The sequence below is a fragment of the Kribbella sp. NPDC050281 genome, assembly GCF_040655855.1.
In the GTDB taxonomy this organism is placed as follows: Bacteria; Actinomycetota; Actinomycetes; order Propionibacteriales; family Kribbellaceae; genus Kribbella.
Genome location: NZ_JBFAKS010000003.1, coordinates 160,135 through 184,842 on the forward strand (window position 1 = coordinate 160,135; position 24,708 = coordinate 184,842).

Consider the following 24,708-nt stretch of genomic DNA (forward strand, 5'->3'; position numbering starts at 1 on the left):
GACTCAGATCGGGGTGGCGAGGGCTATCGGGTTGCCTTCGGGGTCGGCGGTGTAGGCCTGGCGTTCGCCCCAGGGCATGGTGGCGGGTTCCTGCAGGATGGGGTGGCCGGCCTCGCGGAAGAGCTCGACTGTGGCCTCGACGTTGTCGACGTACACGAAGAGCTCGAAGCGGGGCGCGGTGCCGACGGTGATGCCGAGTTGGGCCTCGGGCCAGTTGGCGTCGGCGATGCCCAGGGATGAGTCGCCGCGCTCGAGGCCGACGTAGTGCGGGTCGCCCTCGAGCGGGAACTGGTACGTCGGTTCGTACCCGAGCAGCGCGTAGAAACCGACGGACCGGCGTACGTCGCTCACGTACAGCACCGGGAAGGCCTTACGGTGCCCAGCCACGGGCGTCAGGCCAGGTTGGCGACCAGCTCGCCGAGCTCGGTCCGCTTGCCCGTGTAGAAGGGCACTTCCTCGCGCACGTGCCGCCGGGCGGTGGACGCGCGCAGGTCGCGCATCAGGTCGACCATCCGGTGCAGTTCGTCGGCCTCGAAGGCCAGGATCCACTCGTAGTCGCCGAGCGCGAACGACGCGACCGTGTTCGCCCGGACGTCGGGGTAGGTCCGCGCCATCTTGCCGTGCTCGGCGAGCATGAACCGCCGCTCCTCGTCCGGCAGCAGGTACCACTCGTACGACCGCACGAACGGGTAGACGCAGATGTACGCCCGCGCCTCCTCGTCGGCCAGGAACGCCGGGATGTGGCTCTTGTTGAACTCGGCCGGCCGGTGCAGCGCGAACTGCGACCAGACCGGTGCCAGGTGCCGCCCGAGGCGGGACCGGCGCAGCGCGTGGTACGCCTTCTGCAGCGCGTCCGACGTCGGCGCGTGCCACCAGACCATGAAGTCGGCGTCGGCCCGGAAGCCCTCGACGTCGTAGATCCCGCGGATCACCACGTCGTCCGTGGCCAGCTTGGCGACCAGCTCGGACAGCTCGGCGGTCAGCTCGTCCCGGTCCGCGTCGCCCAGCGGGGTCTCCACCTTGAAGACCGACCACAGGGTGTAGCGGATCACATTGTTCAGCTCACGCGCCTTCGGCTTCTCTGTCACGGAGCCATTGTCTCCAATGTGGCTAAATGAGCCTGCACCCGGGTGGCTGCCTGCCCACCCGATGCCACACATGCGGCGATCCCTACACCTCGGTACGCCGCTCCGCACACAGCCAGACCAGGCTCCCCGGCAACGGCCTCCTCCACGCGGTCAACGCGGTCCAGATGCCCCACGGCGTACTGCGGAAGCCCGCCGCCCCACCGCGTCACCAGCGACCCCACCACAGGTGCCTGGAGCCCGACAGCACGCCCCAGATCGGCAGTGGCCAGCGCCACCAGCTCCTCGTCGGACCGCTGCAGGACGTGCTCCTCCCCCAGCCGCCCGACCGAGCACCGCAGTACGGCGAGCTCTCCACCAGCCGCACCCGACCACTCCCACTTCGCGTGCGAGTATGTCGACGCCTTGATCGTCCGCCCCTCCACCGACGGCACCAGGAACCCGGACCCGGTGGCCGCCTCGGGCCAGTCCTGCTTGCGGACCGCGAGGGTCACGATCGCCATGCTCGCGTACTCGATCGTCGCCAGCTCGGCCGACGCCGCCGGCACCAACTCAGCCAGCATCCGCGCCGCCGGTGTGGCCGGTACGGCGACGATCACCGCGTCGGCCTCCAACAGAGTCGGCGCCGGCACCGGCCCGGCCTCCAGCGCATAGCCGTTGGTGGTCCGCGTGATCCGTCGCACCGCAAGCTTGCGCCGGATGTCGACACCACGTGCGGTCAGGTCCTGCTTCAGCGCGCTGACCAGCCGGTTGATCCCGCCGACAACGCCGGCGAACACCGGCGCGCCGGCCCGACGCTGCCCGGCTTCCCGCATCTCCGCCGTCGCCGCGAGCAGGCTCGGCGCCGTCCGCAGCTTGGCGTACAGCTCCGGCACCGCCGCCGCCAGCGAGATCTCCTCTGCCCGGCCGGCGTACACCCCGCCGAGCAGCGGGTCGATCAGCTTGTCCGTCACCGCCGGACCCATCCGCGAGGCGACGAACCGCCCGATAGCGACGTCCTCCGTCAGCGCCGGAGCAGGCAGCTCGGCCTCGTGTGCCACCGCTTCGGCTCCCTCGGACCCGAGTACGTCGGCTGTCGCGGCAGGGTCCATCGGGACACCCATCACGGTCGGCGGGATAGCCCGGATCCGGTCGCCGATCCACAGTCCGGCCGACGTCGTCGCCGGATGCACCAGGTCGCCACCGAGGCCGACCGCCTTGATCAGGTCGACCGCCTCCGGCCGCCGGGCCAGCACCGACTCGGCCCCGAGGTCGACCGGCACACCCTCGAGCACGTCACCCGCGAGCTTGCCGCCGAGCCGCGGCGACCCCTCCAGCACCGTGATCCGCGGCGGATTCGGCCCAGTCGCCAGCGCGTACGCCGCCGCCAGTCCACTGATCCCGCCACCAACGACAACGACCCGGCTCACAGGTCCTCCAGCTTCAACTCGAACCCAAGACGAGCCGCCGGGTCGGCCACGCGGCGGAACCCGGCTCGCGTCAACACCGCCTGCGACGCCACATTCCGGTCCGACGTCCCCGCTCGCAGCATCGTCAGCCCGTACTCCGACGCGGCGAGCCTCGCGACCGCACGGACCGCCGCCGATGCGAGCCCCCGGCCCGTGGCTTTCTCCGCGATCCGGTAGCCGAGCTCGGCCGAGCCGTTCTCGAGATCCATGAGGTTCACCCGTCCGACCACCGCGCCGGCGGCATCGACCAAGACGTGGAACCGGCACGTCCCCGCCTTCTGCTCGGCCAGGAGCGCCTGATGGCGATCCGCGAACGACGTGAAGTAGTCGTCACCGCGATCCTCGATCCAGGCGGCGAAGTACTCCCGGTTCTCCCGCTCGAAGACAAGGACGGCGTCGGCGTGCTCGGCGGTCAGCGACTCGAGCGTCACGTCGTGGTCAGGCAGGTACACGGGCCGACTTCGCCTGGACGTACTGAGCGATCCGGTGCAGCACCTCGGGGTCGGCATTCGGAGGGACCCCGTGGCCGAGATTGAAGATGTGGCCGGGTGCGGCCTTCCCCTCGGCGAGGATCCGGTCGATCTCCGGCTCAACCGCCTCCCAGGGAGCGAACAGCAGGGCCGGATCCAGGTTGCCCTGCACCGGCTTCGGACCGGCTCCGGCCGCGGTGATCCGGCGTACCGCTTCATCCAGCGGCACCCGCCAGTCGACACCGACGACGTCAGCCCCGGCGTTGCTCATCAGCCCGAGCAGTTCGCCCGTGTTCACGCCGAAGTGCACCCGGGGTACGCCGTACGAGGCGAGGGCCTCGAACACCTTCGCGGAGTGTGGCAGCACGAACCGCTCGTAGTCGCGCGGCGACAACCCGCCCGCCCACGAATCGAACAGCTGGATCGCGGACGCGCCCGCCTCGACCTGCACTGCCAGGTAGGCGATCGCGACGTCGGCCAGCCGGTCGGCGAGCGCGTGCCAGAGGCCCGGGTCGCTGTACATCAGCGCCTTGGTCTTGGCGAAGTCCCTGCTCGGCCCGCCTTCGACCAGGTACGACGCCACCGTGAACGGGGCCCCGGCGAAGCCGATCAGCGGCGTACCGCCCAGCTCCGAGACCAGCTGCTGCACAGCGTCCGTGGTGTACGGCACATCCGCGGGAGTGACCGGGCGGACGGCGTCCAGGCCGGCCACGTCGCGGATCGGGGCCGCGACCACCGGGCCGACCCCCGGCTTGATCTCGATGTCGAAGCCCACCGACTTCAGCGGCAGCACGATGTCGGAGTAGAAGACCGCCGCGTCGACGCCGTAACGGCGTACCGGCTGCAGCGTTATCTCGACAACGAGGTCGGGACGCATGCAGGCTTCGAGCATCGTGGTCCCCACGCGGGCCGCGTGGTACTCAGGCAACGCCCGCCCGGCCTGCCGCATGAACCACACCGGCGTGTGTGGGCCCGGCTCACCTCGAGCGGCGAGCAGAAAGGCGGAACGGTCGAGCGCGCGGGACTGTGGCAGAGGCACACAGCGATAATCCCACGCGCGGAATTTCGCCGGTGAGCGGCCGTCGCACGCGGTTACCGGCGCGTCGACACAGGCGTCGGTGAGTAATCAGTCGTAGGCTGCCAAGCATGGGTGCCCGCAAGCAGGTCGACGCGCCACCCGCGGAGTTCGCCGAGGCCGTGACGCAGTTACGCGGTGCCCGGTTCCGGCCCGAGGTCTTCGTCGAGGAGATGCCCGCGCCGCAGCGGATCGCTCCGCACGCGGCCGCGGTCAGCGCCGACGTGACGGTCGACGGCGACGATGTCGCCACCGGCCGCCTGGTCATCCTTTACGACCCGGACGGGAACGACGCCTGGCAGTCGACCTTCCGCTGTGTCGCGTACGTGCGCGCCGCCGTCGAACCGGAGATGGTGACCGACGCGCTGCTCGGCGGCGTGGGCTGGACCTGGCTGATGGAGGCGCTGGCGGACCGGGGCGCGGACTTCCAGGCGCCGAGCGGTACCGTGACCAGGGTGGTATCGGAAAGCTTCGGCGGCATGGCCGACGACGACGCGACGGCGGAGATCGAGATCCGTGCGTCCTGGAGCCCCGTGCCGGGGCCTGGTGGTCTGGTGGATGTGACCCGGCACGCGGAGGCGTGGGGCGAAGTTCTCTGCACGGCGGCCGGACTGCCGCCGGTTCCGCCGGGGGTCGTGGCGATGCCGACCCGGCGCGGACAGCGGGGCCGATGAGCCCGGCAGAAACCCAGCAGCCGCCCGTCCCGGACGACCCGACAGCGAACCTGCCCCTGCTAGAACTCCGTGACGGGCTCTCCGAGGTCGTCGACACCGACCCAGCGCTGACCGACGTGGTCGAGGCCTTCCAATCCGGCACCGGCCCGGTCGCCGTCGACGCCGAGCGCGCCTCCGGCTACCGCTACTCCCATCGGGCCTACCTGGTGCAACTGCGCCGCGAGGGCGCCGGCTCCGCGCTGGTCGACCCGATCCCGTTCGGCGACCTGTCCGCACTCGGCGACGCGATCGTGGACACCGAGTGGATCATCCACGCCGCGAACCAGGATCTGGCCTGCCTGGCCGAGGTCGGGATGGTGCCGCGGAAGGTGTTCGACACCGAGCTGGCCGGCCGCCTGCTCGGGTACCCGAAGGTCGGCCTGGCCTCGCTGGTGAGCGAGGTCCTCGGCTACCGGATGCGCAAGGAGCACTCCGCCGCCGACTGGTCGACCCGCCCGCTCCCGGCGCCGTGGCTCGTGTACGCCGCTCTCGACGTCGAGATGCTGATCGAGTTGCGCGACGCGATCGAGGCCGAACTGCGCCGCGAGGGCAAGTGGGAGTGGGCCGAGCAGGAGTTCGCCTCGATCCTGTCCGCGCCGCCGCGTGAGCCGAAGCCGGATCCGTGGCGCCGGACGTCGGGGATGCACCGCGTCCGCAATCGCCGCAGTCTGGCCGTCGTACGGGCGTTGTGGGAGGCGCGGGACCAGATCGCCGAGTCCGCGGACATCTCCCCCGGCCGGATCCTGCCGGACGCCGCAATCGTCGAGGCGGCGTCGGCGATGCCGGCCGACCGGGACACGCTCCAGCGTCTGACCGCATTCAAGGGCCGCGGCGCGCACCGGCACATGCGGACCTGGTGGGAGGCGATCGACCACGCGCGCCGCCTCCCCGAGTCCGAGCTACCGAAGCAGGGCCCGCGGTACGACGGCCCGCCGCCGGCCCGCGCCTGGGCCGATCGGGACCCGGATGCCGCCGCCCGTCTGTCGGCCGCCCGCTCCTCGGTCGCCGAGATCGCCGAGGCGCACCGGCTTCCGACCGAGAACCTGCTCTCCCCCGACACCATCCGCCGGCTGGCCTGGTCGCCACCACCCGAGCTCAGCCTCGAGGTGGTGACGACCTTCCTGCGCGAGCACAACGCCCGCGAGTGGCAGATCGGCCTCACCGCCGGCGTGCTGACCGACGCGATGGAGTCCGAGGCTCCGAAGGAACAGCTCGACTGATCAGCCGGCCGGGCGGAACAGCGAGCTCTGCACGTACTCCAGCGCCTTGGTGAACTTCTCGTCGCCGAACCGGCGGCCCATCTCGGCCTCGTCGATCTCCTCGATCCGGGTCTGCAGCCAGTAGAGGTTGCCGAACGGGTCGTGCACCCGCGCAACGATGTCGCCCCAGAACAGATGCGTCGGCTCGGTCACGACGGTGCCGCCGGCCGCCACCGCCTGCTTCAGCGCGGTCTCCACGTCCCGGACGTAGAGCCGAAGGAAGGCAGGCGTCGGCGGCCAGTCCGGCTTGTCGAACATCATCACCACCGAGTCGCCGATCCGCATCTCGGCGTGGCCGATGTGCCCGTGCTCGTCGACGACCCGGCCACCGAGGTCCACCGCATCGAACGCGGCCGCGAGGAAGTCCATCAGCCCGGCGGTGTCGTGCCCGATGATCCACGGCGTCACCGAGTGGTAGCCCTCGGGAATCGGGTTCACAGTCGTCATGTTCGCTGCTCCTTCACGGTTCGGTTACCACCACCGTAAGAGCAGTACCGGCCAAGTCCTGGCCTCTACTTCAGCGCGACCACATCCTGTTGCTGGTCCGGCCAGGTGACGACAACCGTGGCGCCGTCGACCTCCGCAGTGATCCCGTCGGTCGTGCAATCCTGACCGCTGAGCAGCACTACAGCGGCGTACACGCGTCCGGGTTCGAGGCCGGTCTCGACCCACGGAGTGACCGACACTTCGCCGAAGGCGTTCACGCCCTCCCGGGTCGTGCTGCCCTCGTGCCACTCGCCGATCAGCGGTACGACGGCCGACACGCGCCCGGACCCCGTCAGTGCGTAGCCGGAGATCGTCAGGGTCAACGGTTCACCGTCGTACTCGCCGTCCACGCGGGCGATGCGGACCTCGAATGGACCACGGAGGACGGACGCGGTGACAACTGAAAGGCCTGCCGCCTCCGGTTCCTCCGCCCCGAACTGCACGGGGAACCGGCTGACCGCCGTCCGCGAGCCGAGGCTCAGGAGGGTGATCGGGCGCCGCTGCGACCACCGCCCGTCGGACCTTCGCACCGCCACCTGGTTGTCCGGGACCTCGTCCGCGTCGATCAGATCAGGCCCGGTGATCGTCGAGTAGGCGTGGCGGCAGTAGAGCGGATCCTCCGCAGCCAGTTCGGTCCCGGCGTGGTCGGTGCCGTGGTTGACGACGCGGACGATGCCGTCGGCCGTCGTACCCGAGATGAGCCAGCCCGGCGGCCGAGCCACGACCGAGACATCGGACTGCTCGAGCTGCAGCGGCTCCTCGCGGGCGGTCCACACCGGATGACCCGCCGGCAGCACGAGTCCGGCGAAGCCCAGACTCGCCCAGTACGGCGATCCCGGACCCGAGTACGACTGCCGCATCCGCGGGAACGCCGTACGCCAACCGAGGCCGAGCAGACCACGGTCGTCCCAGGCACCGGCGTCGGCGAACCAACTGAGGATGCCACTGGTCAGACGCCGGGTCGCTCCGGGAGGCAACGGACTCGCGTCGAAGATCGCGCCGGCCCAGTACGGCGACGCGGTCGCGAACCGGTACACGAGCGAACGGCCTTGGTGGAGCGGCGCACCATCGGCTCCGACGAGATGCTGGACGGTGCCGAGGTACTCACGCAGCCGCTCGCGATAACCGTCGAGCAGCTCTCCGGCCTCGCCCGACATGCGGCAGTACCAGAGCGAGAACAGGTGCATGACCCAGCCGTTGTACCAGTCGTAGTGGGTGGTCCCGCCCTCGCGGATCCCGTCGGTGTACCAGCCGTCGCCTTGGTAGAACGTGTCCAGCGTCGCGATGTTCTTCTGGATCACCGACTCGTCGCACGGTCCGCCCACCGAGCGCAGGAAGGCGAGGGTGACGTTCTGGAACCACAGCCAGTTGCTCGCCGAGTACGTGACCTCGTTGGCGGGCGCCAGCCATTCGACGACCTGCGCACGCGTCCGGTCGTCCAGCTTGTCCCAGACCTGTGCACGGGATTCGTGCAGGGCGATGGCCATCGCGGCTGCCTCGACCCGCGGCTGACCGAACTCCGTCAGTCGCGGCCAGGCCTCCGGTGAGGTCGGGTCCGCGCCGGCGGCGAGGCCCTCGGCGTACCAGCCGGCGTGATCGTGCGGATCGTCGTCCGATCCGGCGAGCCGGAAGCCTGCGGTCAGAAAGGACCGGGCGAACCCTTCCAGACCGTCGCTCGCCGACCCGGACCTGGACGCCGGACCGGGAGGATCGACATTCGCATGGCGCGGACTCGCGAAATCCCGCAAGGCGAGCAAGGTCCAGTCAGCCGTCTGCTCCCAGTGCTCCCGGGTCCACCCTGTGTACGGCGACAGCGTTCGATCTGAGGTCAGTCGCTCGGCGTGCCGTCGTTCACCCATGGCCATCCCTCCGAATCCCAGTGCAGTTCGTCCATCATCAGCTTGCGGGTCTCCACGGACGGAAGATGGTTGCCATCGGCGTCGTACCACGGATAGCCGTGGTAGAAGATCATCTGCCGCTGTTGCCCGCCGATCCGGACATCGGTGATGAACTGGTGGCCGGGCGAGGCGACCCGGTCGTCGCCGCGCAGGATCGTCCGCAAGGAGTATGAGGAAGCGTTCGCCGCGTCCAAGTGACCGGTCAGAGCAGGTCGGCTCCGGAGGTGGGAACCGCCTCCGGGGCAGCGACCGGATCCACCGGGCGGCGGTCGCTGGTCGTCAGGTCCGCCCGGATCTCGCGGCGCAGCGTGAGGACGATCTGCAGTGCGCCGAGCAGGATCACCGTCGCGATGATCGCGAAGATCTGCCGGTAGCTGAGCAGGCTCACCAGCAGGCTGCCGACGGCCAGCGAGATCGCCTGCGGCGTGGACACGAGCACCTCGACCGCAGTCGACACCCGGCCGATCAGATGGCCCGGCGAACGCCGTTGCATCAGCGTCGTGAAGGCGACGAACGTCCACGGGAGCCCGACACCGCAGATGCCCGCGCCGACCAGGACCAGGACGATGCTCGGCGCGGCCGCGCAGACGATGGTGGCGGCGGCCAGAGCGGTCAGGCCGAGTGCGAAGGTGGCGATCTCACCGAGACGACGGACGGCGCGGCTCGCGGTGAGGCCGCCCAAGACCGCACCGACGCCTTGGCAGGTCACGAAGACGCCGGAGAAGGTGGGCGGCTTGCCGAAGGCGTCCAGCAGCGCGTAGATCGACGACTCGAAGAAGCCGATGACCAGGATCGAGATCGCGAGCCCCAGCAGGACGTGGCGGAGTACGCGGTCGTTGACCAGGAACCGGACACCCTCGAGGACGTCGTCGCGGAAGGTGTGCTTCGCCGGCGCGGGCGCCTCGGTGATCGGGATCGTTGCGATCAACAGTCCGGCGATGACGAACGTGCCGGCGTCGACGACCGCGACCAGCCAGCCGCCCGTGGTCGCGAAGATCGCGGCCCCGACGAGTGGACCGAACAGCCGGTAGCCCTCCTTGATCGTGGCCAGGCTCGAGTTCGCGTCGACCAGGAGCTCATCGGGCAGCAGGTCCTTGAGCAGGCCGTTGAGTGCCGCGGGCAGTACGACGAACGAGACGCCGTACAGGAAGGCGACGACCCAGATCAGCCAGACGTCGTTCGCGTCCCGCACGAGCACGAGCGGGAGGACCGCGGCCGCGCTCGCGAAGTTGCCCCAGACAAGGATCGCCTTGCGGGGAAGCCGGTCCACCCAGACACCGAGGAGCGGGGCGCCGAGCGCCGGCAGCACCATGAAGAAGAAGGTCAGACCGGCCATCGCGTTCGAGTCGGTGAGGGTCTTCACCCACATGCTCAGCACCAGCAGCATCACCGAGTCGCCGAGCATCGACGTACTCAGCCCACCGAAGAGGCGAGGGAACCCAGGCTGCGCGAACAGTTTCCTCATGCCGGCTCGACCCCCGGGAAGTACGTCGGAACGCCCCACGCGACGAACTCGCACAGACGCGCGCCGGGCGGTCGCTCCTTCGGCTCGGTCAGCCGCTCCACATAGCGATCGAGGACGGCATTGATCGCGACGTTCATCTCCTTGAGCTCGTCCGCGGTCAGCCACGCGATCATCTCGGCGCTGCTGTGCGCCGCGCGCCATTCCTCGGACTCCTCCGGCGCGCGCTGCTGTGCCTCCCGCAGCCGGTCCATCGCCCGGCCCATCATCACCTCGGACAGCGCCTGCGCAGCCCGACGTTCGTCGATCGACCCCGAGGCGTGCTCCTCGTCCCAGCTAAAACCGAGCCCCGGCACCTGCCATGGCCGCTGCCGACCCTTCCCACCTTCGGCCTCCTCCACGAACCCGTGCTGCGCCAGCTTGCGCAGGTGCCACGAGCAGTTGGCCGGCGTCTCGTCGAGCCGATCGGCCAGCTCGGTGGCGGTCAGTGGTCCGCTGATCGACAGCAGTTCGACGATCCCCATCCGCACCGGGTGGGCCAGGGCGTTGAGCTCGCGAGGGTCGCTGAGGCGACGATGCGGGTTCGGCATCCATCGAAAGTACTCTTTCGAAAGAGTTGTTGCAATGGGTTGCGGGCACAGAAAATCGCCCGCCGCGCGGGGCGCGGCGGGCGATGGAGAAGCAGACCGGACAGACCGGCGAGCGGGCCCGGCTAGGCCGGACAGACCCGGCGAGGGCGAGCGCGCCTGGCTGACCACAGCCGCCGAGCGATGCGAGGGGTGCGGGTGGCGGAGCCCCGCTTGCTCCGAGCGGTCGGCGCGGGATGCCTCAGGCCGGGAGGTGGGATTCGATCGCGGCGACGACCTCGGCGGACTCCGGCTCGGTGCGGGGCCGGAAGCGGGCGGCGACCGTGCCCTCCGGGGTGATCAGGAACTTCTCGAAGTTCCACTGGATGTCACCGGCCTCGCCGTCGGCGTCCGGCGTCAGGGTCAGCTCGGCGTACAGCGGGTGCCGGCCCTCGCCGTTCACCTCGAGCTTGTCCAGCATCGGGAACGTGACGCCGTACGTGGTCGAGCAGAAGGCGGAGATCTCGTCCGCCGTACCCGGCTCCTGGCCGCCGAACTGGTTGCACGGGGCGCCGAGCACGGTGAAGCCGCGGGCGCCGTACTGCTTCTGCAGGTTCTCCAGGCCCTCGTACTGCGGGGTCAGGCCACACTTCGACGCGACGTTCACGACCAGGACGGTCTTGCCTTTGTAGTCACCGAGCGAGGTCGGAGCGCCGGCGAGGGTGGTCAGCGGGATGTCGTACAGGCTCATGCAGAACCTTTCGAGGTTGGGAGGACGGGGCCGGGACGCGACTGTACGCCGCGAGGCCGGCTCGGCGGCGTCGATTGCCGGACGTCACACGGTGAAGAATACTGCTCGGCTAGCGAACTTCCACGGACTCGGTCCGGATGGGCTGCGGGGCAGGAGTTGGCGCGGGCATCCAGAGTTTGCACTCGGTGATGGCCGCCGTGAGCAGGTTGTACAGCCGGTCGTCCGGGTCCGGCACACAGGCCTGCGAGATGCCTTCCACCGCGCAGGACACGGCGCGTGGCGCGGTCCGCTTGGCGAAGTCCGGCGTACCCCGATGGGCCCTTGCGGTGAAGGACCGCGCCCACTTGGTCGCGGCCGGGACCGCCTCCAGGACCGCCTGCGAGTCGGGCTCGAGGTCGTCGAGTGGACGCCCGTCCAGCGCGGCGAGTTGCTTCTCCCCCACCAGCAGAGCCACTGCGAGGATGTACTGCCGCTCCTGCGACACCACCGGCAGCGCGTGCTGGATACAGCGGGCGGTCACCCGCGCGACGACGTGTGGATCGTCGGGAGTCAACCCGATCACCGATGGGATCAGTGGCGCCAGCCGGGTGCGGCCGGCGTCCGTCGTGCAGTCGTTGACGTCGCGCGCCACGCCCGCCAGCAGCGGATGCGTACAGGCCGGATGGTCCGACCATGGCTCGCCTGCCAGATAGGAGGCGAACTCCATGAAGCAGGCACCCTTGCGCGGGTTGCGGTGTTTGCCCCGGCTCAGCACCGGCACGGAGAGATCAGCATTGTTCATGAACGGCTCCAGACACACGGACCTTGCCACCAGCATGCGCCGAATCGCGCCGGTTCGCCACGGGTTGTGGTCTGCGTGAGCAACCGGGTGTGCGCTGTGAGCAGCCGCACAGGCGTGGCTGCTTGGGGAGTTCTGTTACCGACGGGTAGCATCGAGGTAGCTTTCCCGACCCCCAGAGGAGGGCCCTCGTGCCCCGTGAGATCCGCGATGTCGTGTTCGTCGACGGCGTTCGCACCCCGTTCGGCAAGGCCAAGGGCCAGTACGCCGAAACCCGCGCCGACGATCTGGTGATCAAGTGCATCCGGGAGCTGCTGCGGCGCAACCCGGAGCTTCCGCCGGAGCGGGTGGACGAGGTCGCGATCGCGGCCACCACCCAGATCGGCGACCAGGGCCTGACCATCGGCCGGACCGCGGCCCTGCTGGCCGGCCTGCCGAACACCACTCCCGGCTACGCCATCGACCGGATGTGCGCGGGCGCGATGACCGCTGTCACCACGACCGCCTCGGGCATCGCCTTCGGCGCGTACGACGTGGTCGTCGCCGGCGGGGTCGAGCACATGGGCCGCCACCCGATGGGCGAGGGCGTCGACCCGAACCCCCGCATCATCGCCGAGAAGCTGGTCGACACCTCCGCCCTCGTGATGGGTTCCACCGCGGAGAATCTGCACGACCGCTTCCCCGGTATCACCAAGGAGCGCGCCGACGCGTTCGCCGCCGCATCTCAGGAGAAGGCGGCCAAGGCGTACGCCAACGACCTGATCCAGCCGGACCTCGTCCCGATCGCGACCCGGTCGGCCGAGCAGGGCTGGGGCTACGCGGCCACCGACGAGCCGATGCGGCCGGGCACCACGGTCGAGGACCTGGCCACGCTGAAGACGCCGTTCCGCCCACACGGCCGGGTCACCGCGGGCAACTCGGCCGGTATCAACGACGGCGCGACCGCCTGCGTGCTGACCTCCGCCGAGGCCGCGGCCGAGCTCGGCCTCACCCCGAAGATGAAGCTGGTGTCCTACGGCTTCGCCGGCGTCGAGCCCGAGGTGATGGGCGTCGGTCCGATCCCCGCCACCGAGAAAGCGCTGAAGCTCGCCGGGCTGACCATCGACGACATCCAGGCGTTCGAGGTGAACGAGGCGTTCGCCGTTCAGGTGATCGCGTTCCTGGAGCACTACGGCATTGCCGACGACGACCCGCGGGTCAACCCGTACGGCGGCGCGATCGCCTACGGCCACCCGCTGGCATCGTCCGGCGTCCGGCTGATGAACCAGCTGGCCACGCAGTTCGAGCAGCGCCCTGAGGTCCGCTACGGCCTGACCACGATGTGCGTCGGCCTGGGCATGGGTGGAACGGTCATCTGGGAGAACCCGAACTGGGAAGGTGCCTCGGCATGAGCTTGCAGGAACTGATCGACTCGGCCTCTGCTCTGTCGACGGACGAGGTCGTCACGCTCGCGCACTCGCGGGACGTCGTGCTGCCGGGCAAAGCCGGTGTCATGGCGCTCATCACGCTGGACAACGGGCACGATCACACCAAGCCGAACACGTTCGGCCCGAAGGGTCTGGCGTCGCTCAACACCGCGCTGGACGCGGCGCTCGCGCGCGACGACATCGCCGCGATCGGTGTCACCGGCAAGCCGTTCATCCTGGCCGCCGGTGCCGACCTGACCGGCGTACCGAAGCTGACCGATCGCGAGCAGGCGCTGAACCTCGGCCGGATCGGTCACGGCGTGATGCGCAAGCTGGTCGACGGCGGCAAGCCGTCGTTCGCGTTCGTGAACGGCGTGTCGCTGGGTGGCGGTCTCGAGGTCGCGCTGCACGCCACCTACCGCACCGTCTCGGCCGCGGCCGGCGTGCTCGCGACGCCCGAGGTGTTCCTCGGCCTGATCCCGGGCTGGGGTGGCAACTTCTTGCTGCCGAACCTGATCGGTGCAGACAAGGCGGTGAAGGTCGTCGTCGAGAACGCCCTGAACCAGAACAAGATGCTGAGCGGGCCGGAGGCGGTGACGTTCGGCATCGGCGACGTACTGCTGGACTCGGCCGACTTCCTCGAGCAGTCGCTGATCTGGGCCAGCAAGGTGCTCACCGGTGCGATCACCCTCGACCGGCCGTCGGTTGACCGCGGCGAGGCCTGGGATGCAGCCGTTGCCCGGGGCAAGGGGTTTGCCGATCTGAAGGTGAGTGGTGCGGCGCCGGCGCCGTACCGGGCGCTCGAGCTGATCGCGGCGGCCAAGGACAACAACCGGGACCGTGGTTTCGCGGCCGAGGACGAGGCGCTCGCCGACCTGATCATGAGCGAGGAGCTGCGCAGCGGCCTGTACGCCTTCGACCTGGTGAACAAGCGGGCCAAGCGCCCGGCCGGAGCGCCGGACAAGTCGCTCGCCCGTCCCGTCACGAAGGTCGGCGTCGTCGGCGCCGGTCTGATGGCCGGCCAGCTGGCCCTGCTGTTCGTCCGTCGCCTCGAGGTGCCCGTCGTCCTCACGGACCTGGACCAGGAGCGGGTGGACCGCGGGGTCGGGTACGTGCACGGTGAGATCGACAAGCTGCTCGGCAAGGGCCGGATCCGGCCGGACAAGGCGAACCAGTTGAAGGCCCTCGTCACCGGGTCGGTGGATCGGGCTGTCTTCGCGGATGCCGACTTCGTGATCGAGGCCGTGTTCGAGGAACTGCAGCTGAAGAAGACGGTCTTCGCCGACCTGGAGAAGATCATCCGTCCGGACGCGATCCTGGCCACGAACACCTCCTCCCTCTCGGTGACCGAGATGGCCGCGGACCTGGAGCACCCGGAGCGGGTGGTCGGCTTCCACTTCTTCAACCCGGTCGCCGTACTGCCGCTGCTCGAGATCATCCGGGCCGACCGGACCGACGACGCGTCGCTGGCGACGGCCTTCGCGGTGGGCAAGACGCTGAAGAAGTCGTGCGTGCTGGTGAAGGACGCGCCTGCGTTCGTGGTGAACCGGCTGCTGACGCGCTTCCTGGGTGAGGTCAGCGCGGCGGTCGACGAAGGGACGCCGATTCCGGACGCGGACAAGGCGTTGTCGGCGCTGGGGCTGCCGATGCCGCCGTTCGTGCTGCTGCAGCTCGTCGGTCTGCCGGTCGCGTTGCACGTGGCGGAGACGATGAACCGGGCGTACCCGGAGCGGTTCGCGGTGTCGGAGAACCTGGCCAAGGTGGTTGCCGCCGGCAAGACCTCGTTCTACCTGTGGCCGGAGGGCAAGCCGGTCGTCGACCCGGAGGTCGAGGCGCTGGTGACGGTCGGCTCCACCCCGTCGACCCCGGACGAACTCCGCACCCGGGTCCTGACCGCCCTCGCCGAAGAAATCCGCATCATGCTGGACGAGGGCGTGGTCGCGGAGGCGCAGGACATCGACCTGTGCCTGCTGCTCGGCGCCGGCTGGCCGTTCCACCTCGGCGGCATCACGCCGTACCTGGACCGATCAGGCATCTCCGAGAAGGTCAACAGCACTCGCTTCCTCCCCAAGGGCGTCGCCAGCCTGACCTGACCTGTTCGCCGTACGGTGTCGTCGGCGTCGATTCTGGATCGGTGGGCAGCTCGACAGGAGGTGTCGGTGCAGGGAGCAGGTCCACTGAGGCATTCGCGCCTGAGACCAGCCGGATCGCGTCGACACATCCTGTCGAAATGCACCACTCCCCCGACGGGCCTTCGGCAAGAACCCCACCAGCCGGAGAAATCAGCCTTTGAACTTCTTTGCGGCGGCGACCAACTGGGGTGCGGTCTTGCCGGTGTGCTTCTTCAGGATGGTGGCGAAGGCTGCTTGGGTGGTGTTGTGCTGGGCCAGATCGGCGTACAGGGCCGCGACTTTCGTCTTGCCCAGTTCGTCTTCCAGGTACGACGTGATCCACCAGCTCTGGCCGTAGGCACGGTCGCCGTTGGCGTTGAACTCGGGTTGGCCGGGGAGGACCTTCATCGACGAGAGGTACTTCGTGCGGACCGATTTACGGTAGGGGTCGACCGTCCACTTCGGGTCGTCCTCGATCGAGGCGGTGCGGACGTACTCCGCGATACCTTCGACCAGCCAGAGTGGTGCACGAGCACCGAGGCGCAGCGTCGCGACGTGCGTCATCTCGTGCACGAGCAGGTCCCGGTCCAACTGCTGACGGACAGCCGGGTTGACCACGATCCGGCTGCTCACCGGCGCGGTCTGGCGCTGCGTGAACGGATCACCGTCGTACAGGCTGACCGCCTTGGCGGCCACGGTCCAGCCGCTGCCGGAGCCGTAGGTCCACAGGATCGAGAGCACCTGCGGCTCGGACATCGCGACCACCATGACGGCGCCGTTCCACGGACGCGGCCAGTGCCGGCGGACGCCGTCGACGGCTCCTTGGGACGCCTTCGCGATCTTGTCGCCCAGCGCCTTTTCGCTGCGATCGACCACGACGACGACCTTGCCGCGGCGAACCACGACCACCGGGCCGAAGTCCCAGGGCTGGCGATGACCGTCGGGGCTGAGGGTCTCGTCGATCGCTGTGTCCGCGACCAGGACCCACGCAGGACCGCGCCTGACGAACGTGTACCCGACGTCGGTCTGCACCGGCTTCGCGTCCAGCCCCGTCAGCTGGTACCGCATCATCACCCGGGCCGAGAACGTCGTCGGTCCGTACCGCGCGACCTGCGCGGGAGCCAGCCGTTCGTCGCCGACGAAGTAGGTCAGGCTGGTGAACGCGAACTGGCGCAGGTTCGTGAACAGGGTCCGCTGCCGCGCCACCAGTTGCGGCTGCTTCGGATCGACCGCCGCGAGGAAGCCCTTGACGTCACCCTTCAGAACCGCCGCGGAGCGCCGCGCGAGGACCGCGTCGACCTCATGCTTGCGCACCGCCTTCTGGGCGTCGGTGAGATCGCCCGCCGGCGTCCCCTCGGCCGCCGCCGCGCTGCTACCCGGCGTCGACCCACCGTGCTCGAGCCTGACCACCACCACACTCGCGCTCGCCGCGAGCGCCAGCACGGCAACGCCTGCGAGCAGGCGTCTCGGGTGTTTCATGCCGGGTCCCCTCTGATGGTCGGCTGATCCTACCGCCCGCCGACCATCAGAGCAGGTAGCCCTACTGCTCAGGCTTTGGTGACCACGCCGGTCCGCTCCTCGATGCCGACCCGGCTCCGGCGGTAGCCGTAGAGGAAGTAGACGACGAAGCCGAGCACCATCCAGATCGCGAACCGCAGCCAGGTCTCGATCGACAGGTTCAGCATCAGGTAGAGGCAGATCAGCGCGGCCAGGATCGGGATCACCGGGCTGCCCGGCACCCGGAAGGAGCGCTGGATGTCCGGCCGGCTCCTGCGCAGCAGCGGTACGGCGATCGACACCAGGGTGAACGCGGCCAGGGTGCCGATGTTCACCATCTCCTCCAGCTTCCCGATCGGGGTCAGGCCGGCCACGATCGCGACGATGATGCCGATCGCGATCGTCAGGCGGTACGGCGTACCCCACTTGGGGTGCGTCTTGCCGAGCTGGCGCGGCATCAGGTGGTCACGGCTCATCGCGAACACCACGCGGGCGGCGCCGATCATCAACGTCAGGACGACGGTGGTCAGACCGGCCACCGCACCGGCGGAGATGAGGGTCGCGAAGCCACTGCGCCCGACCGAACGGAACGCTTCGGCCAGCGCTGCCTCACCGCTGATGTCGGTGTAGTTGACCATGCCGGTGATCACGATGCAGACGAGAACGTAGAGCACGGTGCAGATCGCCAGCGAGCCGATGATGCCGCGGGGCAGGTCGCGCTGCGGATTCCGCGCCTCCTCGGCGGTGGTCGCGACCACGTCGAACCCGATGAACGCGAAGAACACCAGCGACGCACCCGAGACCAGACCCATCACGCCGAACGTCGACGGTGTGAACCCGAAGATGGCCTGGAACAGCGGCGTGGTGAGCTCGACGCCACCACCCTCGGCCGGAACGCTCGGCGGGATGAACGGCGACAGGTTCGAGCCCTTGATGTAGAAGAGGCCGGCGATGATCACGAACAGCACCACGAACAACTTGATGGCCACCAGCACCAGGTTGACCCGCAGCGACTCCTTGATACCGATCGTCGCCAGCGTCGCCAGGACCAGCACCAGCAACATCGCCAGCACGTTCACATTGCTGTCGGGCCCGATCGAGTCGGGCCAGCCCAACCCGATCTGATCCAGGAACAGCGCGGCGTACGTCGACCAGCCCTGCGCCACGACGCTTGCCCCGAGCATCAGTTCGAGCAGCAGGTCCCAGCCGATGATCCAGGCGAAGATCTCGCCCAGGGAGAAGTACGAGAACGTGTACGCCGATCCCGACACCGGCACGGTCGACGAGAACTCGGCGTAGCACAACGCGGCGAGCGCGCAGCAGATCGCGGCGAGGACGAACGAGAGCGCGATGCTCGGCCCGGCGTACAGCTTGGCCGCCCGGCCGGTCAGCGTGAAGATACCGGCACCGATGATGACGCCGATTCCGAAGACGGTCAGATCGATGGCGGTCAGGCGTTTCTTGAGCTGGTACTCCGGCTCGTCGGTGTCCGCTATCGATTGCTCGATCGTCTTCTTCCGCAACAGACTCACTCTGCTCGCCTCCTCGAAGTGGACGGAACCCTCCGAGCGTGCCTGTCTGACACCGCGAGGTCAAACCGCCACTCAGCGTGGCGGCTCGTAGTCTTGGAGTGCCACCCACAGGGTGGCTTCGGTGAGGCCGCTGCGACTGAGCAGGATCCGGTCCCGGGACTCCTGGTCGGTGCCGTGCTTGGCCATGTCCTCGTACAGTTCCTCGACCTTGGCGAGCCCGATCCGCTGGACCAGGAAGCGCACCGCGAGCCAACTGACGCCGTACACGTCGGCCGAGTTCTGGTAGAAGCCGGCGTCGCTCGGCAGCGCGGTCAGCGCAGGCATCGCGTCGTCGATCACCTCCTGCTCCCACTTGCCGACTTCGCCCGGTCCACTGATCGCCTCGATCCCCCGCCACGACACGTACTCCGCCGCGCCTTCGGCCAGCCACAACGGCTCGTACCCGCCCAGGTCGGCCGTGGCCACGTGGGTGATCTCGTGCGACAGCAGGATCTCGTCGACCCGGTCGCGTTCGTTCGGATTGATCACGATGTAGGAGCCGGCGACCGTACCGTCGGCGGTGTCCTGACCGGGCAGCGACGAGAACGTCGTCCCCGCGCTCGCGGCCGACTCGATGTCCTCGTCGGCGAAGCGCGCGTCCCGTACGTCGGTCTCGTCGAGTGCGACGACGAACACCGACCCGCGCCAGGCTCGCGGCCAGTACGACGTCACCTCGCCGATCGCCTCACTCGCCTCGGCGGCGATCGAGTGCCCGCGCCGGGCGTCGCCCTTCTCGACCACGACCAGGACCCGCGGCGACCGCAGTACCTCGATCCGGCCGAGGTCCCACGCCTCCTTGTGCGCGCCCGGGCCGAGGTCCTTGTCCAGATCGTCGTCGTCGGTCAGTACCCAGTGCCCGCCCCGGGCGACGAAGGTGTAGCCGAGCTCGGTCGTCACCGGTGTGATGTCGACGTTCGGGATCTGGTAACGCATCAGGACCCGGACCAGGTACGTCGTCCCGCCGTGCGCACGGACCGCGGACTGGTCGAAGCGTTCCTCGGCCTGGCTGTACCCGAGTTCTTCGAACCCGATCTCGACCAGGTTCGCGAACAGCACCTTCTGCGCCGCGCGGAGCTTCGTGTTGGTGGGATCGAGGTCCTGCAGGAAGAGCGCCTCGTTCACGGTCTGCACGGCCTGGGCCCGGCGGAGCAGGATCGTGTCGACCGCGACCCGGCGGGCGGCGGTCGCCGCCGCGGTCTTCGACGGTGGCTTGGTGCCCTGGTTCGGGCCGGGCTGCGTCGCGACCACTCGGGCCCGGGCGTCCTGGTTTCGGTCATGAACGGTGTAGGCCACGCCGCCCGAGACCAGCGCGACCGCAACCAGCAGCCCCACCCAGCGGCGGGGGCCTGGCGGCGGAACCTGAGCGCCGGGCGGTTCGGCGCTAGGGATGTTCGCACTCACTTCGGGTCATTCCTCCGAGTACCCGTCAGTCCAGCCCGGCTACCCTACTCGCTTCCCCGGATTCCACCACCGACACGCCGACGTCGGTGTCTAGGCGGCAGCAGCGGCCTTCAGAGCTTGGAAGAGACCGGCCTCGGTCATGCCGACGTGTTCGAGCATGATGCGGTCGCGCTCGGCCTGGCTCGAACCGAGGGCGGCCAACTCTTGGTAGAGCGTTCCGACCTCGGTGCCACCGAACCGGGTGAACAGATAGTCGACCGCCAACCAGGCCAGCGGGTACGAACTGCCGGCCTGCTGGAAGAAGACCGCATCAGCGGGCAGGCTCTTCGCCTTCGCCAGGTACCTCGTCCGTACGTCCTGCCGGAACTTGCCCAGCGCCAGGTCCTCCGCGCCGTCCATCGGCAGATACTCGACGTACGTCGCCGCGCCCTCGACCATCCACCGCGGCGCATAGGCGCCGTACGGCGCGGTGGCGACGTGGGTGAACTCGTGCGCGAGGATGCGGGCGTCGACCTTGGCCCGGTTGTGCGGGTTCACGACGACGTACGAGTCGGCCCGCTGGCCCTCGCCGGTAGCCTCACCGGGCAGCGTCCGGTAGACCCAGGTGGCCATGGCGATCGCGTCCTCGGCGTTCTTCGGCACGGTGTAGTCGGCACCGCGGACGATCCTGTCGTCGAGCGCGATCACCACACCGGAGCCGTTCCAGCCGCCGGGCCAGCTCTTGGTCACCGCCTTCACCGCACTGCTCGCCATGCCGGTCAGCCGCGTCGCGAGCTGGTCCTGACCCTTCTCCACCACCACGAGCACGCGCGGCGCGCGCTTGACCAGCACCTCGCCGGTGTCCCATGCCTCCTGGTGGGAACCGCGGGGCAGCCGCTTGTCCAGGTCGGTGTCCGAGACCAGCAGCCAGCGGCCGGTCTGCGTCTCGGTGAACGTGTAGCCGAGCATCGCCCGGACGGGCACGGTGTCGATGCCGCGGATCTGGTACGTCATCGCGATCGCGACCAGGTACGTCGACGGGCCGTACTTCCGGGTGATGGCGTCGTCGTACTGCTGCGACAGCTGCTGGTAGGCGAGCCGGGCGAAGCCGAACTGGCGCAGGTTGGTGTACAGCGTGGTCTGACGCGCGACGAGGCCCTTGTTGCCGGGGTCGACGTCGGCGAGGAACGCCTTCTGGTCGGACTGCAGGACGGCCTGCGCCCGCTTCTTCAGGACCTGGTCGACGGCGGCAGCACGAGCGGCCAGGTCGATGTCCGGTGTCCTCGGCGCAGCCTGGTCGCTGCCGTCGGCCTGCCCGGTGGACCAGTGCAGGGCGAGGCCACCGGCGACAGCCACCAGGACGAGGATCAGGGAGAGCAGCAGCGGCCAGACACGGGTACGCCGCCGAGCGGCTGCGTGACGGCTCCGCGGTTGTGCGGTGTGCCGCCCTGTGTCAGGCACTGTCCGGCTCGGCCATCATCCGGGCATGATCCGGCTCAGGCACTACCCGGGCGACCGCTCGCCCGGTCCGGTTCGCTCATCGCGTCACCGTGGTGCTTCGCGATCAGCTCGGTGATGTCCCGGGCCAGGTCCTGCCCGGTCAGTCCGATCTCCTGCAGGACCGCGGGACGCTTGGCGTGGTCGAGGAACTTCTGCGGGATGCCGAAGTCGCGGACCGGCGTCTTCACCGCAGCGTCGCGGAGCGCCTGCGCGATCATCGATCCGCAGCCACCGGCCCGGCCGTTGTCCTCGATCGTCACCACGAGATTGACCGCCCCGGCCAGCTCGATCAGCTGCGGGTCGACCGGTTTGACCCAGCGCGGGTCCACCACCGTGACGCCGAATCCCTGCGCCTCCAGGCGGCCGGCGACGTCCATCGCGGTCGCCGCCATCGCGCCGATCCCGACCAGCAGGACGTCGGTGCCGGACCGCTTCAGCACGTCCAGGCCGCCGATCCGGTCGATCGTGTCGATGTCCGGGAGCACCTCGCCCTTGGCGAAGCGCAGTACGGTCGGCGCGTCGGACACCTCGACCGCCTCGTTCAGCAGTTCCTCGAGCCGCTTGCCGTCGCGGGGCGCGGCGAGACGCAGGCCGGGAACGACCTGCAGGATCGACATGTCCCACATGCCGTTGTGGCTCGGGCCGTCGTCACCGGTGACACCGGCGCGATCCAGCACGAAGGTGACGCCGAGGTTGTGCAGCGCGACATCCATCAGGACCTGGTCGAAGGCCCGGTTCAGGAACGTCGAGTACAGCGCGACGACCGGGTGCAGGCCGCCCAGCGCGAGACCGGCGGCACTGGTCACGGCGTGCTGCTCGGCGATGCCGACGTCGAAGATCCGGTCCGGGAACTCCGTCGCGAACGCGGCCAGGCCGGTCGGGTGCAGCATCGCCGCGGTGATCGCAACCACGTCCTGGCGGCGGTGACCGATCCGGATCATCTCGTCGGCGAACACGTCCGTCCAGCCGCGGGGCTTGTTGAGCGGACGGATCTGGTGGAAGTTGTCCTCCTCGTCCTGCTCGGCAGCGGCGTACCCGAATCCCTTCTGGGTCACCGCGTGCACGATCACCGGACCGCCGAACGCCTTGGCGCTGCGGAGCGCGTCCTCCATCGCCTCGCGATCGTGACCGGCGACGGGACCGACGTACTTGAGGCCGAGGTCCTCGAACATGCCCTGCGGGGCGAGCATGTCCTTCAGGCCCTTCTTCACGCCGTGCAGTACCTCGTACATCGGCGGGCCGACGTACGGCGTCCGGGCCAGGTTCTTCTTGATCAGGTCGAGGACCTTCTCGTACCGCGGGTTGGTGCGCAGGCTGGTCAGGTGAGTGGACAGGCCGCCGACGGTATCGCTGTAGGAACGGCCGTTGTCGTTGACGATGATGATCAGCTTGAGGTCCTTGGCGGCGGCGATGTTGTTCAGCGCCTCCCAGGCCATGCCACCGGTCAGGCCGCCGTCACCGATCAGCGCGACGACGTGCCGGTCTTCCTTACGCAGCCGGTAGGCCTTGGCCAGGCCGTCGGCGTACGACAGGGCGGTCGAGGCGTGGCTGTTCTCGATGATGTCGTGATCGGACTCGGCCTGGCTCGGGTAGCCGGACAGGCCGCCCTGCTGACGCAGCGTGTCGAACTTCGGCGCCCGGCCGGTGACCAGCTTGTGCACGTAGGCCTGGTGACCGACGTCGAAGACGAGCCGGTCGTGGGGCGAGTCGAACACCCGGTGCATCGCCAGGGTGATCTCCACCATGCCCAGGTTCGGACCGAGGTGACCGCCGGTCCGGGACACCGTCTCGACCAGGACGTCCCGGATCTCCGTCGCCAGATCGGTAAGCTCCTGCGCGGTCAGCTTCTTGAGGTCCGCCGGCCCTCCGACCGTCTCCAGCACGCGCATCGAGCTCCTCCCGCGTCATCCTCGAATGCTTGAGTCTATGCATCCACTGCCCGGAATCCGAACCCGATAGCGGGCACCGGGTCAATCTCACACTCCAAGACGCCGGCTGCGGCTGGATGGTTCGGTCTTCACTTACAGTCATCGCATGGAGATGGTCACGACGCTGTTCCGCAAGTACGACGGACAGCCGCATCGCCTGGTGGAAGCGGTTCGGCTGGGTGAGGACGACCACGGCCTCTGGGTCGGCTCGGTGCCGGGCCAGCGTGGCCGCCGCGCGGACGGCACCTGGGTCTCCATCGATCACCACCGGGTCCGGCTGTTCCCGCACGGCCAATGGTGGAGCGCCCTGTTCAACGACGACCCGCACCAGACCCGGATCTACTGCGACGTGACCATGCCGGCCGAGTTCGGCGTCGACACCGTCACCACCGTCGACCTCGACCTCGACATCCGGCTGATGCGCGACGGCACGGTGCACGTGATGGACGAGGACGAGTTCCGCCAGCACCAGGTCAAGTACAACTACCCGCCGCAGGTCGTCGCCACTGCGCAAGCCACCTGCGACTGGCTGGCCGCCCACATCCTCACCACAGAACCCTTCACCACGGCGTACCTGCCGTACCTGGAGCAGATCCGCGCGCTCAATCCGACCGCTTGAGCACACCAACCGGCCCCCACCGGCTAGGAGCCCCCCTGAGCCGGCAAGGGCCGATCAACGGCGCCGGTCTCCTAAGAGCCGACCGGACCATGCTCGAACACCAAGCGTGTCTGGTCCACACCTCAGAGCAAAGTTGCACGAAGCTGCAGATCTGGGGCCGGCGATCTGGACAGGGGTGCAACCCTGCGCCGATAGGTTGAGCGCATGCGGAACGTCCGGGTGGTCTATCGCAAGTACGACGAGAAGCTGCACTGGCACCAGTGGATGCGCTCCCTGGGCGAGGACGAGTACGGCGTGTGGCTCGGGGCGCCGCCGAACTCGGTGGCGCAGCGCGGCGACGAGCCGGAGATCGTCCAGTCGCAGGCGGTGGTGCAGTTGTTCCCGCGGGACAAGTGGTTCACCGCGGCCTTCAACGACGAGCCCCGCTGGACCGAGATCTACTGCGACATCACCACGCCGGTGGAGTTCAGCGAGGACGTGTTCACGATGATCGACCTCGATCTCGACGTGATCCGGCGGCGGGACGGAACGACGGTCCTGGTCGACGACGAGGACGAGTTCGCCGAGCACCAGGTGAAGTACGGCTACCCGGCCGACGTGATCAAGACGGCGCGGGAGACCTGCGACTGGCTGGTCGGGGCGGTCGTGACCGAGGAGCCGTTCCTGACCGTTTACAAGACCTACCTGGACAAGGTGCGGTAGCCC

General features: G+C 69.1%; 23 protein-coding genes. 6 read left to right on the forward strand and 17 right to left on the reverse strand.

Annotation, left to right across the window (positions count from 1 at the left end):
• Positions 1–3: 3 nt before the first annotated feature.
• The 5 genes from AB0I34_RS05035 to hemE are packed head-to-tail and all read right to left on the reverse strand — an operon-like array spanning position 4 to position 4,042.
• Positions 4–387: a VOC family protein gene (locus AB0I34_RS05035; RefSeq protein WP_360439589.1), complete on the reverse strand. Its 384-nt coding sequence runs from the start codon at positions 385–387 to the stop codon at positions 4–6.
• A 5-nt stretch (positions 388–392) separates the two neighbouring features.
• A complete protein-coding gene (gene hemQ / locus AB0I34_RS05040) occupies positions 393–1,088 on the reverse strand; it encodes a hydrogen peroxide-dependent heme synthase (protein WP_360439592.1) in 696 nt (231 codons plus the stop codon).
• Positions 1,085–2,494, reverse strand: a complete 1,410-nt coding sequence (gene hemG / locus AB0I34_RS05045; protein ID WP_360439595.1) for a protoporphyrinogen oxidase — start codon at positions 2,492–2,494, stop codon at positions 1,085–1,087. Before hemG ends, hemQ begins: the two co-directional genes overlap by 4 nt.
• A complete protein-coding gene (locus AB0I34_RS05050) occupies positions 2,491–2,985 on the reverse strand; it encodes a GNAT family N-acetyltransferase (RefSeq protein ID WP_360439598.1) in 495 nt (164 codons plus the stop codon). The genes hemG and AB0I34_RS05050 overlap by 4 nt, the downstream gene beginning before the upstream one ends.
• Positions 2,972–4,042, reverse strand: coding sequence for a uroporphyrinogen decarboxylase (gene hemE, locus AB0I34_RS05055; protein ID WP_360439601.1), 1,071 nt, complete (start codon positions 4,040–4,042; stop codon positions 2,972–2,974). The genes AB0I34_RS05050 and hemE overlap by 14 nt, the downstream gene beginning before the upstream one ends.
• Positions 4,043–4,149: 107 nt before the next feature.
• On the opposite strand from hemE, the gene AB0I34_RS05060 reads away from it, so the two are divergent.
• Both AB0I34_RS05060 and AB0I34_RS05065 read left to right on the forward strand, forming a co-directional pair.
• A complete protein-coding gene (locus AB0I34_RS05060; RefSeq protein ID WP_360439604.1) occupies positions 4,150–4,752 on the forward strand; it encodes a DUF3000 domain-containing protein in 603 nt (200 codons plus the stop codon).
• On the forward strand, positions 4,749–6,011 hold the full coding sequence (locus tag AB0I34_RS05065; protein ID WP_360439607.1) for a ribonuclease D: 1,263 nt from the start codon (positions 4,749–4,751) through the stop codon (positions 6,009–6,011). Before AB0I34_RS05060 ends, AB0I34_RS05065 begins: the two co-directional genes overlap by 4 nt.
• On the opposite strand, the gene AB0I34_RS05070 is transcribed toward AB0I34_RS05065, so the two are convergent.
• The 7 genes from AB0I34_RS05070 to AB0I34_RS05100 form a co-directional block, all read right to left on the reverse strand.
• Positions 6,012–6,497, reverse strand: coding sequence for a VOC family protein (locus tag AB0I34_RS05070; protein ID WP_360439610.1), 486 nt, complete (start codon positions 6,495–6,497; stop codon positions 6,012–6,014). It abuts the gene before it with no gap.
• A gap of 65 nt (positions 6,498–6,562) precedes the next feature.
• Positions 6,563–8,395: a DUF2264 domain-containing protein gene (locus AB0I34_RS05075; RefSeq protein WP_360439613.1), complete on the reverse strand. Its 1,833-nt coding sequence runs from the start codon at positions 8,393–8,395 to the stop codon at positions 6,563–6,565.
• Complete coding sequence (locus AB0I34_RS05080; protein ID WP_360439616.1) at positions 8,365–8,598, reverse strand: hypothetical protein; 234 nt, start codon at positions 8,596–8,598, stop codon at positions 8,365–8,367. Before AB0I34_RS05080 ends, AB0I34_RS05075 begins: the two co-directional genes overlap by 31 nt.
• A gap of 38 nt (positions 8,599–8,636) precedes the next feature.
• A complete protein-coding gene (locus tag AB0I34_RS05085; RefSeq protein ID WP_360439619.1) occupies positions 8,637–9,899 on the reverse strand; it encodes an MFS transporter in 1,263 nt (420 codons plus the stop codon).
• Complete coding sequence (locus tag AB0I34_RS05090) at positions 9,896–10,486, reverse strand: helix-turn-helix domain-containing protein (protein ID WP_360439622.1); 591 nt, start codon at positions 10,484–10,486, stop codon at positions 9,896–9,898. The genes AB0I34_RS05085 and AB0I34_RS05090 overlap by 4 nt, the downstream gene beginning before the upstream one ends.
• 238 nt (positions 10,487–10,724) lie before the next feature.
• Complete coding sequence (locus AB0I34_RS05095; protein WP_360439625.1) at positions 10,725–11,213, reverse strand: glutathione peroxidase; 489 nt, start codon at positions 11,211–11,213, stop codon at positions 10,725–10,727.
• Positions 11,214–11,322: 109 nt separating this feature from the next.
• On the reverse strand, positions 11,323–11,994 hold the full coding sequence (locus tag AB0I34_RS05100; RefSeq protein ID WP_360439628.1) for a hypothetical protein: 672 nt from the start codon (positions 11,992–11,994) through the stop codon (positions 11,323–11,325).
• 188 nt (positions 11,995–12,182) lie between these two features.
• On the opposite strand from AB0I34_RS05100, the gene AB0I34_RS05105 reads away from it, so the two are divergent.
• On the forward strand, positions 12,183–13,382 hold the full coding sequence (locus tag AB0I34_RS05105; RefSeq protein ID WP_360439631.1) for an acetyl-CoA C-acyltransferase: 1,200 nt from the start codon (positions 12,183–12,185) through the stop codon (positions 13,380–13,382).
• On the forward strand, positions 13,379–15,490 hold the full coding sequence (locus AB0I34_RS05110; protein ID WP_360439633.1) for a 3-hydroxyacyl-CoA dehydrogenase NAD-binding domain-containing protein: 2,112 nt from the start codon (positions 13,379–13,381) through the stop codon (positions 15,488–15,490). The genes AB0I34_RS05105 and AB0I34_RS05110 overlap by 4 nt, the downstream gene beginning before the upstream one ends.
• A 189-nt stretch (positions 15,491–15,679) precedes the next feature.
• Here AB0I34_RS05110 and AB0I34_RS05115 read toward each other — a convergent pair whose 3' ends face one another.
• From AB0I34_RS05115 to dxs, 5 genes are all read right to left on the reverse strand, one after another.
• The gene (locus tag AB0I34_RS05115; protein WP_360439636.1) at positions 15,680–16,987 is read right to left on the reverse strand and encodes a basic secretory protein-like protein; all 1,308 of its coding nucleotides are present in this window, start codon (positions 16,985–16,987) and stop codon (positions 15,680–15,682) included.
• A 68-nt stretch (positions 16,988–17,055) separates the two neighbouring features.
• Complete coding sequence (locus AB0I34_RS05120) at positions 17,056–18,537, reverse strand: amino acid permease (RefSeq protein WP_360439639.1); 1,482 nt, start codon at positions 18,535–18,537, stop codon at positions 17,056–17,058.
• 72 nt (positions 18,538–18,609) lie between these two features.
• The gene (locus AB0I34_RS05125; RefSeq protein ID WP_360439641.1) at positions 18,610–19,977 is read right to left on the reverse strand and encodes a hypothetical protein; all 1,368 of its coding nucleotides are present in this window, start codon (positions 19,975–19,977) and stop codon (positions 18,610–18,612) included.
• A 90-nt stretch (positions 19,978–20,067) separates the two neighbouring features.
• Complete coding sequence (locus tag AB0I34_RS05130) at positions 20,068–21,312, reverse strand: hypothetical protein (protein WP_360439643.1); 1,245 nt, start codon at positions 21,310–21,312, stop codon at positions 20,068–20,070.
• Positions 21,313–21,452: 140 nt separating this feature from the next.
• Positions 21,453–23,345: a 1-deoxy-D-xylulose-5-phosphate synthase gene (gene dxs / locus AB0I34_RS05135; protein ID WP_360439646.1), complete on the reverse strand. Its 1,893-nt coding sequence runs from the start codon at positions 23,343–23,345 to the stop codon at positions 21,453–21,455.
• Between the two features lie 145 nt (positions 23,346–23,490).
• On the opposite strand from dxs, the gene AB0I34_RS05140 reads away from it, so the two are divergent.
• Both AB0I34_RS05140 and AB0I34_RS05145 read left to right on the forward strand, forming a co-directional pair.
• The gene (locus tag AB0I34_RS05140; RefSeq protein WP_360439649.1) at positions 23,491–24,003 is read left to right on the forward strand and encodes a DUF402 domain-containing protein; all 513 of its coding nucleotides are present in this window, start codon (positions 23,491–23,493) and stop codon (positions 24,001–24,003) included.
• Between the two features lie 204 nt (positions 24,004–24,207).
• Positions 24,208–24,705, forward strand: coding sequence for a DUF402 domain-containing protein (locus AB0I34_RS05145; RefSeq protein WP_360439652.1), 498 nt, complete (start codon positions 24,208–24,210; stop codon positions 24,703–24,705).
• The last annotated feature ends 3 nt before the right edge of the window (positions 24,706–24,708 follow it).

What these genes read in the sequence shown, in the direction of transcription:
- AB0I34_RS05060 (WP_360439604.1), top strand. Translation starts at nt 4,150, where the DNA reads ATGGGTGCCCGCAAGCAGGTCGACGCGCCACCCGCGGAGTTCGCCGAG.
- AB0I34_RS05065 (WP_360439607.1), top strand. Translation starts at nt 4,749, where the DNA reads ATGAGCCCGGCAGAAACCCAGCAGCCGCCCGTCCCGGACGACCCGACA.
- AB0I34_RS05070 (WP_360439610.1), bottom strand. Translation starts at nt 6,497, where the DNA reads ATGACGACTGTGAACCCGATTCCCGAGGGCTACCACTCGGTGACGCCG.
- AB0I34_RS05075 (WP_360439613.1), bottom strand. Translation starts at nt 8,395, where the DNA reads ATGGGTGAACGACGGCACGCCGAGCGACTGACCTCAGATCGAACGCTG.
- AB0I34_RS05085 (WP_360439619.1), bottom strand. Translation starts at nt 9,899, where the DNA reads ATGAGGAAACTGTTCGCGCAGCCTGGGTTCCCTCGCCTCTTCGGTGGG.
- AB0I34_RS05090 (WP_360439622.1), bottom strand. Translation starts at nt 10,486, where the DNA reads ATGCCGAACCCGCATCGTCGCCTCAGCGACCCTCGCGAGCTCAACGCC.
- AB0I34_RS05095 (WP_360439625.1), bottom strand. Translation starts at nt 11,213, where the DNA reads ATGAGCCTGTACGACATCCCGCTGACCACCCTCGCCGGCGCTCCGACC.
- AB0I34_RS05100 (WP_360439628.1), bottom strand. Translation starts at nt 11,994, where the DNA reads ATGAACAATGCTGATCTCTCCGTGCCGGTGCTGAGCCGGGGCAAACAC.
- AB0I34_RS05110 (WP_360439633.1), top strand. Translation starts at nt 13,379, where the DNA reads ATGAGCTTGCAGGAACTGATCGACTCGGCCTCTGCTCTGTCGACGGAC.
- AB0I34_RS05115 (WP_360439636.1), bottom strand. Translation starts at nt 16,987, where the DNA reads ATGAAACACCCGAGACGCCTGCTCGCAGGCGTTGCCGTGCTGGCGCTC.
- dxs (WP_360439646.1), bottom strand. Translation starts at nt 23,345, where the DNA reads ATGCGCGTGCTGGAGACGGTCGGAGGGCCGGCGGACCTCAAGAAGCTG.
- AB0I34_RS05140 (WP_360439649.1), top strand. Translation starts at nt 23,491, where the DNA reads ATGGAGATGGTCACGACGCTGTTCCGCAAGTACGACGGACAGCCGCAT.
- AB0I34_RS05145 (WP_360439652.1), top strand. Translation starts at nt 24,208, where the DNA reads ATGCGGAACGTCCGGGTGGTCTATCGCAAGTACGACGAGAAGCTGCAC.